This is a genomic window from Sphingobacterium siyangense (assembly GCF_007830445.1).
Lineage (GTDB): Bacteria > Bacteroidota > Bacteroidia > Sphingobacteriales > Sphingobacteriaceae > Sphingobacterium > Sphingobacterium siyangense.
Window position 1 is genome coordinate 23,807 of sequence record NZ_VLKR01000006.1, and the last position, 12,379, is coordinate 36,185.

9 protein-coding genes are annotated in these 12,379 nt (G+C 39.0%); 3 read left to right on the forward strand and 6 right to left on the reverse strand.

Features of this window, described 5'->3' with window-relative positions; genetic code table 11:
* Positions 1–7: 7 nt before the first annotated feature.
* From IQ31_RS07205 to alaS, 6 genes are all read right to left on the reverse strand, one after another.
* The gene (locus tag IQ31_RS07205; protein ID WP_145327582.1) at positions 8–1,411 is read right to left on the reverse strand and encodes a M14 family zinc carboxypeptidase; all 1,404 of its coding nucleotides are present in this window, start codon (positions 1,409–1,411) and stop codon (positions 8–10) included.
* A 1-nt stretch (position 1,412) separates the two neighbouring features.
* Positions 1,413–2,468 (reverse strand): S66 peptidase family protein, encoded by a 1,056-nt coding sequence (locus tag IQ31_RS07210; RefSeq protein WP_145327583.1) that lies wholly within the window; start codon positions 2,466–2,468, stop codon positions 1,413–1,415.
* 9 nt (positions 2,469–2,477) lie between these two features.
* Positions 2,478–3,815, reverse strand: a complete 1,338-nt coding sequence (locus tag IQ31_RS07215; RefSeq protein ID WP_145327584.1) for a dihydroorotase — start codon at positions 3,813–3,815, stop codon at positions 2,478–2,480.
* 238 nt (positions 3,816–4,053) lie between these two features.
* Positions 4,054–4,749 (reverse strand): response regulator transcription factor, encoded by a 696-nt coding sequence (locus IQ31_RS07220; protein ID WP_088160705.1) that lies wholly within the window; start codon positions 4,747–4,749, stop codon positions 4,054–4,056.
* A gap of 103 nt (positions 4,750–4,852) precedes the next feature.
* Positions 4,853–5,953 carry a TlpA family protein disulfide reductase gene (locus IQ31_RS07225; RefSeq protein WP_145327585.1) on the reverse strand — a complete coding sequence of 367 codons (1,101 nt, stop codon included), beginning with the start codon at positions 5,951–5,953 and terminating at the stop codon, positions 4,853–4,855.
* 232 nt (positions 5,954–6,185) lie between these two features.
* Entirely contained in the window at positions 6,186–8,801 is a 2,616-nt protein-coding gene (gene alaS / locus IQ31_RS07230) for an alanine--tRNA ligase (RefSeq protein ID WP_088160703.1), read from the reverse strand.
* A 422-nt stretch (positions 8,802–9,223) separates the two neighbouring features.
* On the opposite strand from alaS, the gene IQ31_RS07235 reads away from it, so the two are divergent.
* The 3 genes from IQ31_RS07235 to IQ31_RS07245 all read left to right on the forward strand — a co-directional run bounded on the left by IQ31_RS07235 (position 9,224) and on the right by IQ31_RS07245 (position 12,350).
* Complete coding sequence (locus tag IQ31_RS07235; protein ID WP_088160702.1) at positions 9,224–10,072, forward strand: universal stress protein; 849 nt, start codon at positions 9,224–9,226, stop codon at positions 10,070–10,072.
* A gap of 10 nt (positions 10,073–10,082) precedes the next feature.
* Complete coding sequence (locus tag IQ31_RS07240) at positions 10,083–10,925, forward strand: universal stress protein (RefSeq protein ID WP_088160701.1); 843 nt, start codon at positions 10,083–10,085, stop codon at positions 10,923–10,925.
* A gap of 90 nt (positions 10,926–11,015) precedes the next feature.
* Positions 11,016–12,350, forward strand: coding sequence for an OmpA family protein (locus IQ31_RS07245; protein ID WP_145327586.1), 1,335 nt, complete (start codon positions 11,016–11,018; stop codon positions 12,348–12,350).
* Positions 12,351–12,379 lie beyond the last annotated feature (29 nt).

A 12,379-nucleotide genomic window follows, 5' to 3' on the forward strand; every position in this document is an offset into this window, starting at 1 on the left:
AGCATTCCTAACTTATCTGATTTTTATACTGCTGTTGCATTGTTTTTTTCAAATCGATCGCATAACCATTAACTACGGCGTAAATGTTCTTGCCTTCTTTACGAAGAAAAAAATCCGCTTGAGCTCCGAGAGCTAATTGTTGTGAAAATTCTATAGCTTTTTTAGTTAATACACGAATTGGAAGGTTATGCAAAAATTCTCCCGGGATCACATTTTCAATAATAACAGCGGCATAGCCTTTTTCAAGTAATCCCATCACGATGGTATCATCTAAATCGGTCAGGGAAGCAAATGGCTCCATATACATCTTGGCTGGAGCAAACTCCGTTCCTGCAACATCAATATCTACATAACCATAAAAATCCTGCAAATCGCCAATATCTTCAACAATACCCTCTACGTAGTAGTCAGAGCCTATCGTCTTTTCATTCTGCCGAATGGCAACATCGACAAGCAATGGTTTACCACTTCGCTCAATGGTCAAATTTCTCAGCAACACATCATGGAGCTTTTCATCATTGAAGGGAATTGTATCATAATCGGTAACCGAATGCTGTTTAAAGGATTGATCAGCAATTTCCTCAAATGCTTTTAACAAAGCCACGAAATTACATTTTCGGACCATCATTTTTTCGGTATCACCAACATAAGCTCCTGATTCAATTAAAATCGTCCTGGCGCCCCATTTTTGAAAATTATCACCGAAACCGCGCGGTGTATGCTCATCGTCATACCTTGCAACCGCCTTTGGAACAAATTCCTGAAGGACTTTATTTATTCCGACAATCACCCGCATCGCATCTCCCCGAGTTTCATTGATACTCCGCGCATAGTCATAGGCAGGTGCCAATAGGGAAATTGTCACTGGCATATTTGTTCCAGGAATGTTGTAGTAATTGTTTTGGTTATGCAGGTTAAAGGCAAAATCAGGTTTTAGCAACATGGCTTGCGCCTTCAATAAGGCCCCTTCCACTGTTGCTGTTGCCCTTGCATCTCTGTTCATATCCACATCCATGGCTGTCCTACGCTGAAACCGTTCGGTTCCATCAGGATTTAGCATCGGAATAAAATACAAGGTCACTTTTGATGCTATGTGATCTCTAAAGGCATCTAAACCATCATCTTTTCCGTTGAAAAAATTAAATAGATCAAACAAGGCCATTGTCGCCGTAGGTTCATCACCATGCATTTGTGACCATAAAAGTATCTTGATTGGCCCTTGTCCGTATTGTAGTCGAAAGATCGAACGATCTTCAGTGGACTTCCCAATTTCCGATACAGCAAAACGTCCAGTGCTCCTGATATTTTCTAATAATGGTAAAATATCAGCATGTTTAAATCTTCTATGCATCAAAGCCTTTTCTTCATATAAAGAAAAGGCTTTGATGAAATCAACTTTTACTAATTTCATATTAATCTTTTAATGCAGGCTCCATTAAAGCAATCGTTCCTTGCGAAGCATCTACACGGACTTTTGCTCCTACGGGCAAAATAAACTGTTCGGCAATATGCCCAACGACAGCCCCTGTATAAGCGGGTATTTTTAACGGTTTGATATAATCATTGAACAATTGGTCAAGTGTTACGGATCCATAGCCACCAGATGGTTTACAATTGGTGCACTTGCCAAAAATAAAACCCTTAATCGCACCCAGTACACCAGTATTTTTCAATTGACAGAACATACGGTCAACACGCTCCATATCTTCGTCGACCTCTTCGAGAAAAAGAATTTTATCGTTAAAATCTGGCAGATAAGGTGAACCACATAAGCCGGTCAATACGGTCATATTTCCACCAAGCAATACCCCATCTACTACACCCGGATGAATTGTGGCAATTCGGTCTTTGGTCTGTACAATGCTATCACCTTTAGACTTGGGGTTTTCAAATATTGCTGGCTGATTGGCTACAAACTGAGCATTGAAAGCCTCTGCAAGTTTCTTAGTCCAGGTACTGATACCCACTGCACCATGAAACGTTACAAGCCCTGTCTTGGCATATAATGCCAAAATTAATGCTGTTATATCTGAATATCCCAATAAAATTTTGGGGTTATTGGCGATCAGTCTGTAATCTAATCGATCTAAAAGACGTGATGTACCCGAACCTCCTCTGATGCAAACAATCGCTTTGACGGTCTTGTCTGCAAACATATCATGAATGTCTGCAATACGCTCCTGATCTGTACCGGCCAAATTACCGTAGCGGCTGCGTATATGTTTACCTTCTTTTACTTTAAAACCTAAGGTCTCAAATATCTCACGTGCAATACTAATTGATTCTTCATCATCCAATACACCTGCGGGCGTTATTAAACCTATGGTATCCCCCAATTTTAACCTCGTTGCAAGCAAAACAGCCTGACCGTACAATTCGTCTCTATCTCTGGTTGGCTGCCCCATTCCCAGTACAGGAATAGACAACACGCTTAAAGCAATCGATTTTAGAAAGGCTCTTTTTTCCATTGCTAAATACTATCGGTTGAACAACAGACGTTCACCAACACCCCTTTCAATAAGTTGTCCGTTGGAGAAAGCAAGTTTACCTGATACGAGAGTATGTTCAATCGTTGAACTAAACGTGTGCCCCTCAAATGGTGACCAGCCACATTTCGACAGGATATTCGCTTTCGATACCGTATAAGGTTTATTGAGATCGACCAACACAAGATCCGCCCAATATCCCTCACGAATGTATCCTCTATCTTCGATTTGAAACAATGTAGCCGTATTGTGTGCAGATTTTTGCACTAATTGTTCCAGGGTCATTTTTCCTGCTTTGACCATATCTAACAAGGCTTGCAACGCATGTTGTACAAGAGGCCCTCCACTTGGTGCTGAAGTATAGGGTTGAGATTTCTCCTCAATTGTATGCGGAGCGTGATCAGTCGCTATCAGATCGATATGTCCATCCAGTACAGCTTTTAAAATCTGATCGCGATCATTGGCAGTTTTTACCGCTGGGTTCCATTTGATAAAATTACCTTTTGAGGCATAATCCTGATCCGAAAACCAAAGGTGATGAATACAGGCTTCAGCCGTTATTTTTTTATCCTTTAGCGGAATATCATTATTAAATAATGCAATTTCTTTGGCGGTTGAAATATGAAGGATATGCAAGCGTGTATTGTGCTTTTTTGCCAGTTCGACAGCTTTCGACGAAGACAAATAACAAGCTTCCTCAGAACGAATCAATGGATGCATCTCAATTTTTAATCCATCCTCACCATATTTTTCCTTAAATAGGGCCAAATTCGCCTTTATCGTTGCCTCATCTTCACAGTGCGTAGCCACCAAGGTCGGAGCATTCGCAAAAATACCTTCCAACGCTTTTTCATTATCAACCAGCATATTGCCAGTAGAGGAGCCCATAAAAACTTTTATACCACAGACATTTCTTGGATTCGTTTTAAGTACCTCCTCAAGATTATCATTAGCTGCCCCCATAAAGAATGAATAATTGGCCAGCGCATTTTTTGCTGCAATATCATATTTATCTTGAAGCAATTGTTGGGTCAACGTATTAGGAACAGTGTTAGGCATTTCCATAAAGGAGGTTGTCCCACCGGCAACTGCGGCACGGCTCTCATGCCATATATCCGCTTTATAAGTTAAACCGGGTTCTCTAAAGTGAACCTGGTCATCAATAAGTCCAGGTAGCAAGTGTAGCCCCTCAGCATTTATTTCCTGATCAGCAGGATGATTAATTTCCTGAGCAATCATTTCGATTCGACCATTGCTGATATATACGTCAGCAACCTCAACTTTACCTTCATTGACAAGTTGCGCAGATTTTATAAGAATAGATGACATGTTGAAATTTTTACTTTGCTTTAGGTCAAAAGTAAAGATTTGTTGTGGTGATATCAAGTTATCTCGATAAAGAGTTGCCTATATGGAGGACAAATTTCTCCTTAAATTCTCTCCTTCCTCCTATGTCAAATTTGAAATATCCTACTCGTATTTGTCGAGATTTGGCGCAAGACGAATCGCATTAAATCTAAACTCCGGAAAGTTAATCGCAAAAAAAAAGAGGCCCTAGCCTCTCTTTTTATTCTTTATCGAATTTGTATCCTACTCCTTTTACGGTGGTTACATAATCATCACCTATCTTTTCGCGCAACTTGCGAATGTGAACATCAATTGTTCGATTGGTTACAACAACAGAATCTTCCCAAATGCTCTTTAAGATCTGCTCACGCGTAAACACCTTGTTTGGTTTTGAAGCCAATAGATACAATAACTCAAACTCTTTCTTTGCAAGAACAATCTTTTGTTCCCCTTTGTAAACTAAGAAAGAATCTCGATCAATGACCAAATCGGCAATTTCAATCTTATCTTGAACAGTGGCATCTGACTCTTCAGAAGTATTTCTTCTTAAAATAGCGTTTATACGACTCATTAAAGCACGCGGCTTAATTGGCTTTGCTATATAGTCGTCTGCACCGACATGAAATCCTGCGATCTCCGAATACTCTTCACTTCTTGCAGTCAAAAATACCATGAATGTACTTTTGAATTCAGGCATTGCGCGCATGATGCGACAAGCTTCAATTCCGTCCATCTTTGGCATCATCACATCCAAAATGATAAGGTCCGGATTTACTTGTTTAGCAACGTTGATTGCCTCTTCTCCATTTTGCGCTGTAGAGACCTGATAACCTTCACGATTTAAGTTGAATGCAATTAAATCCAAGATATCTTTTTCGTCATCAACAATTAAAATCTTTTGTTTCGAAGAACTCATTTGTCTTATTTTTTTTGCTAAATTATAAACAAAATGATAACAATCAGTTAATCTAATGTTACCAAATTATTAAGTAATATAATATTTAACAATAACACATTGATTACTTAATTGTTTTCTTCAAAAATGCCTCCAGTTCCTCTCCACGCAAGTTCTTTGCTATAATAATGCCGTTCGGATCGAGAATGTATGAGGTAGGCAAGGCTTTAACACGGTAATCAATGACAACCGGTGAGCTCCAAGCCTTCAAATCTGACACATGTGTCCAAGTTAACTTGTCATCTTCGATAGCACGCATCCAGGAACCAGGATTATCATCAAATGAAACGGAGAGTATATCAAAGCCTTTACCATGATAGGTATTGTACAACCTAACGAGATTAGGGTTTTCCTGGCGACAGGGCATACACCATGAAGCCCAAAAATCCACCAAAGTATATTTCCCTTTAAAACTCGATAATTTAACTTCTTTGTTTGAAGGTGTAAAAGAAGTCAACTCAGGAGCAGGTTGCCCAATTGCCATTTTTTTCAGTTTTTGGGTCTCCTCTTTAAACTGTGTTACATATCTGTTCTCCGTAAATTCATTTTTTATTTTATCTGCATAGGTAATGATTTCATTTTCGGCTACTTCAGGATCTAAGGTAGAGATTGCATAAAAACCTGCAAGATCATTGTGCTTATTCGAGAAATCGACTGCTTTTTTTGTATATGCACGCAATTCTTCTGCAAACTTTGATTTATATTCAGCACGAATCTTTTCGATCTCAGCTGCTGTGGAATTGGCCGTTAGCTTTGAAAACACCGTCTGCAATGAGTCCTGTAGATAATCGCGATAATTTCGCTCTTTGGCAAAAGGCTGTATAGTCTTTGACAATTCAGAACCATCAACCTGGTAATCATTTACATCTTTATGCAAATCTGTCTTAAATGTAATTGTCTCCCCCCGAGAAGCAATTAAATCGTACCGATTTTTACCGACACGCAAGGACAACAATCTGGATTGGCTAGCAGGTCGTACAAACTGAAATTTGTTATTATCGCCAAAAAACATAGAATCCAGCTTGGTATCACCTTCATACAATGAAATAACTTTGATATTGCCAGGATTTTCGACATTTCCAGCGATGGTAAACTGTTCTTTATTTTGGCAACCCATCATCAAACCAACGATCCCTACTACTGCTAAAAAAACTGCCTTTTTCATCCGTTTATTTTTATTTGTTAAGTACCTATTCCCAATTACGCAAATGGCTTTGCTCTGTTTGATTCACGCTACATGTCGCAGCTTAAAGAATCGTGAAAACGATCAGATTTATTCGGATCTTCCAAGGAAGAAGTCGAATAAATCTGATGGTTTCGTATTGTATATTTAGGAAATAAAATCATCTATTTACATCCTAGTTCAGCTAAGTAGCCTGTTCAACTACCCCTAAAATTTATTTCAAGAAATCTATTGCTCGCTCAATTGCACCTTTTAATCCGGCTGGGTTCTTACCTCCAGCTGTTGCGAAGAACGGCTGACCACCGCCGCCACCTTGGATATCCTTAGCCAAATCACGCACAATATTACTTGCGTTCAACCCTTTTTCTTTGGCCAATTCGTCTGATATGACAACGGTCAAACTTGGCTTACCATCAAATTCAGCACCGATCACCAGGAACAAGTTATTAACAGCCCCCTTTACCGCATAAGCCAAGGTTTTCACCGCCTCTGCACTCGGTAGATCGACGATTGTGGACAAGAAATTAATCTCGCCGACCTGCTGGATCTTTGCTTCCAGATCTGACTTTAACGCTAAGGATTTTTCTGTAATACTTTTCTCTACCTCTTTTTTCAAAGCACCATTCTCATCGATGATTTTACCCAGTGCAGAAACAAAATCTTTCGGATTATTCATGAGCTCTTTCAGGTGGTGAACCAATTCGAAATGCTCGCGGATAACAGCTGCAGAGCGAGTTCCAGTGATCGCTTCTATACGACGTACACCAGCTGCTACAGCAGATTCAGAAACAATTTTGAAAAAACCTATTTGCCCCGTTGCTTTAACATGTGTACCACCGCACAATTCTTTAGAATATTGATCTTCGAAGGTGATTACACGAACAAAATCGCCATACTTCTCACCAAATAGTGCTGTTACGCCCGAATCCAATGCTTGTTGATAAGGTACATTTCGTTCCTCCTTCAATGGAATATTTTCACGAATTTTGGCATTGACAATATCTTCCACCTGTTTGACCTCTTCTTCAGTCATTTTTGCAAAATGAGAGATATCAAAGCGCAAAATATCTGCGTTGACCAATGATCCCTTTTGATTCACGTGACTTCCCAACACCTGCTTCAGGGCAGCATGCAGCAAATGTGTTGCGGAGTGATTGTTTTCAGTATCGATTCTTTTGGTTTTATCGACCTGCGCAACAAATGTTCCTTTCAATTCCAGCGGCAATTTGTTTGTAAAATGTACAAATAGACCGTTTTCCTTTTTCGTATCTGTGATATAAATCTTTTCTCCAGTTTCTTCGGAAACCAATTCTCCAGAGTCGCCTACTTGGCCACCACCTTCGGCATAAAAAGGACTAACAGAAAGCACCAATTGGAATTGCTCTTTATTTTTCGCAACAACTTTACGGTATTTAATAACTTCAGTAACGGCAGTTAACGTATCATAGCCTACAAATTCAAATCCATCATCATCATTTACCACAACCCAATCACCCGTATCTATAGCAGTGGCAGCACGAGAACGATCTTTCTGAATTTGAAGTGCCTGGTTGAAACCTTCCATATCAACTGTTAAACCTTTTTCGCGCGCTAGCAATTCCGTCAAATCGATCGGGAATCCATAAGTATCGTATAATTCAAAAGCAAAATCCCCATTAATTACGGTGTGGTCCTCCACATAATTTTCAAAACGTTGGACGCCCGTAGACAACGTTCTTAAGAATGAAACCTCTTCTTCCAAGATTACTTTCTGTACAAAATCCTGCTGCTGGATCAATTCGTCAAATACTCCGGCGAACTGAGCTGCCAATACAGGTACAAGTTCATTGATAAAAGGAGTCTTAAAGCCTAAAAATGTATACGCATAACGTACTGCACGACGTAAAATACGACGGATCACGTAGCCAGCTTTATTGTTGGATGGCAGTTGACCATCGGAAATTGCAAAACTAACCGCACGAATATGATCAGACACTACCCGCATGGCAATATCAGACTTTTCATCTATACCGTATTTTATACCTGACTTCTCAGCAATAAAATCAATGGTAGGCGTAAATACATCTGTATCATAATTGGAGGTCTTCCCCTGTATACATCGCACCAAACGCTCAAAGCCCATTCCCGTATCCACATGTTTAGCTGGTAACGACTGAAGTGAACCATCTTTCAACCGATTAAATTGCATGAAGACAAGGTTCCAGATCTCAATTACTTGAGGGTGGTCTGCGTTGACCAAACTCTGCCCTGAAGTCTGTACGCGCTCTTCCGGACTACGCATATCGAAATGGATTTCGGAACAAGGTCCACAAGGCCCTGTCTCGCCCATTTCCCAGAAATTATCTTTTTTGTTACCAAGGAGAATTCTATCTTCACCAATCCATTCTTTCCAGAAATCGAAAGCTTCCATATCACGTTCTAAGCCTTCTTTTGCATCCCCCTCAAAAATAGTTACATATAAACGATCTTTGTCTAATTTATATACTTCTGTCAACAGCTCCCAAGCCCAAGCAATAGCTTCTTTCTTAAAGTAATCACCAAAGCTCCAATTTCCCAACATCTCAAACAACGTATGGTGGTAGGTATCGATCCCTACTTCTTCCAAATCATTGTGCTTTCCGGAAACACGCAAACAACGTTGCGTATCGGCAACACGCGGGAATTTGATGGGTGCTTCACCAAGAAACAAATCTTTGAATTGATTCATCCCCGCATTGGTAAACATTAATGTCGGGTCATTTTTTACCACTACTGGTGCTGAAGGTACTATCTGATGCCCTTTACTTTTAAAAAAGTCCAGAAAGGCTTGACGAATTTCTCTACTTGTCATTTAATTATCTAAAAATATGTGCAAACTTACTCAAAATTGGTAGGTTATGCAATGTAGAATTCCATATATTGACCTTGAAACGACTGTTTTCTCTAAACGACCAAAACTTCAATATTGACTTTTCAAACAAAAAAATCAGGAGATAACATACAGACAATTAGGGTACACTTATTTTAGATATGACAGAAATCACAAACTGATATTAAATACAACATTTTAAAACTGTTATTCGTTATTCATATTTGTCTAAAGCGCGTCAAATTCAATACGTAAAACAACAAAAACTATTTGACTTAAGGTCATTCACAATTACATTTGTTTTATTACATTTGATAGTAAAATAGGGAATCCAGTACACTTTCACGCACATTCCCTAAATGCAAAATAAATAAGATTAGATTTTGTAGATTAAATTCCTTCTAATGAAAAAAAACATTCTACTACCGGTAGATTTTTCGGCTCATTCTAATAATGCTGTAAATTACGCAGTGGACCTTGCCCTCGAAAAGGGGTATTCTATCCATCTTTACCACAATTATACTTCGGCTTCTGCTGTATTTGAGGAAGAAAATAGCCGTAACGAGGCAACTTCCCAAACATTCAAAGCTGATATCCTTATTAAAAATCTGGCAGAATCAATAAAATTAAAGCATCCTACGCTTGAAATAACCACCCAATGTGAGCGCGGTATGATTACTGAAACACTACCGGAGCTCGCCACTCCTAGTCGATTCGATTTTGTCATCATGGGGACTAAAGGCATCACCAATGACGACAGCCAACTTATTGGCAGCACGACCTATGTCATTAGCAAAAAAGCCAAAATACCTGTCTTGGCCATCCCAACTGAAGCGTCCTTTACACCTATTGACAAAGTTGGCTTACTGTCTAATTTTAAAGAAGAAGAGGTACAGACCGTGCAGGATTTTGTCAACATTATCGGCAAAGACTTTGAACTAAAACTTATGCATGTTCACTACGATCATTCATCAGAAAACAGAATCGAAGACAAGCTTGAAGTATGGAAATATAAGATCAAAAAATATATTGGTGTGACCAATATTGCTATAGAAGTGGATTCAATACAAGGCGACATTGAGGACTTAGATACGGTTCCGGAAGTGATTAATGAGATGATCCATGAGGAAAAGATCAAAATATTACTGGTGACACGATCGAGGAAATCGTTCTTTGAACGTGTTTTTACGCGTTCCGTTGCAAAAGCATTATTTAGTCATCCCTTAGTTCCAATATTTTTTACTAAAGCATAACCTTATAGCCATGTCTAAACTATTAATACCAGTAGATTATTCCGAAAACGCACGAGTTGCCGCATTTTATGCAGCTCAAATCGCGACGACAACAAATGATGAGATTACACTCTTTCATTCGTTCACTTCGCATATCAACAAATTTGCAAATGCGAAGCATTTAGTAGACCCCACCGAGGGAGAAGCTCGCCATCAGATGGAAAAACTTGTAGCCGAACTTCTACAGGAATATCCTTCGCTTAAAATTTCTACCTTATTTGCCAACGGTATTTTGGCTGAAACACTGGATAAACAAGAGATAAAAGAGGTCTATCAAACGGTGATTATGGGTACAAAAGGAGTGACCGGACTTGAATCTGTATTGATTGGAAGCAATACATATGATGTCATTAAAGAGTCGAAGATCCCTGTTCTAGCCATCCCGAAAAACGTGACAAAATTCAAAAATGACAACATCGCTCTATTGACAAATTTCAAACCCGGTGAACTTGAAGTGCTTAAACAAGCGATACCATTGTATGGAAAAAATTTCCATTTACAGCTTATCCACATCAACAAAAACAACCTAGATATCAATATATTAGGAGAAAAACTTAAAAATTGGATTGAACAGATCATTGCTGAAACTGGTATCGAGGATATTTCCTATATCATCAAGTCGCCAAGTTATTTTGCAGGTTCACGAGAGAATATTGCTAACGGTATCCATACCATTATCCGGGATGAAGATATCGATGTTATTTTGATCACAAAAAGCAGAAAAACTTTTTTCCAAAACATTTTTACAGAAAATATTGTTAAGCATCTGGCTTTTGAAATTGAGGTGCCAAACTTTTTTGGGCGTGTAGAGTAACCAAATAATTTTTGGCAAATTTATTGCAAGAGTGTTCAGTGAGTTAATTTAACAACAGTATTATAGTAGATAATTTTACAAACACGCATTATGAAAATTAGCCTTAAAAAATCAGGATTACTTGTTGCGGCAGGAATTTTATCCACCGCATCCTTTGCGCAAAGCACAAAAGAAGCATCAATCGAAGGCACAACTCCATTAGGTTCGGCAACACAATATAGAACCTGGTCTATCGGTGTAGGAGCCGGTGTAACAAGCTTGCAGAATATCGCCAAGTTTAACAATGGTGGTTATGACAAACTAGACTGGAATTTAGGATATAGTGCTTATATCAAGAAACAAATCTCGCCATCATTCGGATTAAAAGCAACTTATTTTGGCGGAAAGTCAGCTGGTTATGATAACAGCGACAAGCAAACTGGATTCGAAACCAAAACTCCTTGGTCAGTTGCCTTATCTGGTGAGTTTTTAGCAGCCAACACGAATTGGAGATTTTTCAACAGTTTTATTAAACCTTATGCATCGATTGGTGTTGGGGTAATGAATGCTGAAACTGCTGCAATCGCTGGTGGTAACAAAGGTGAATATGGAGATTCTTATTCTAAGATCTATGTTCCCGCAGATTTTGGTTTGAAATTCGCTGTTGCCAAAGGTATTAACTTTGAATTGGGATACCAATTGAATTGGGCAAACCAAAGATTTGACAACAGAACAGTTGATCAACAATATAAAAATGACTTATTTACTTACGCACATGCCGGCTTAGAATTCGCATTGGGCAGCAGCAGCAAACCTGCATTGAATAATTCAAATCCTGTCGCAACCCTTGTGAATGACTATACAGTAAAATACGATGATCTAAAAGCTCAAAATGATGCATTGAATGCTAAAAACCAAGCTTTGCAAGGTCAATTGGACGGTCTAAACAATGATCTAAAAGATGACGACGGTGACGGTGTTGCCAACAAATATGATAAATGTCCGGGCACACCTTCAGGTGTTCAGGTTGACGGATCAGGTTGTCCAATTGTTGTGAAAAACGAAACCAAAGTTGTTGAAAAAGTAGTCGTTACCGAAGCCGATCGAAAAGTTGTTGCTGAAGCGATCAAAAACTTAGAATTCGATTTAGGTAAAGCAACGATTCGCTCCACTTCGTATGCAACATTGAATAAAGTTGCTGCATTATTGATCGAGAAGAATTTTAGTTTAAATCTCGCAGGTCACACCGACAATACAGGTTCACGTGAATTAAATATGCGTTTATCTAAAGAGCGTGCAGAGTCTGTAAAAGCATATTTAGTATCTCAGGGTGCTAACGCGTCGCGCATCGAAGCAACTGGATATGGTCCAGACCAACCGATTGCATCCAATAAAAACGCAGCGGGTCGTCAACAGAATCGCCGTGTTGAATTTACACTTTATTAATAACTAACAAATTACACTAATAAAAAGGT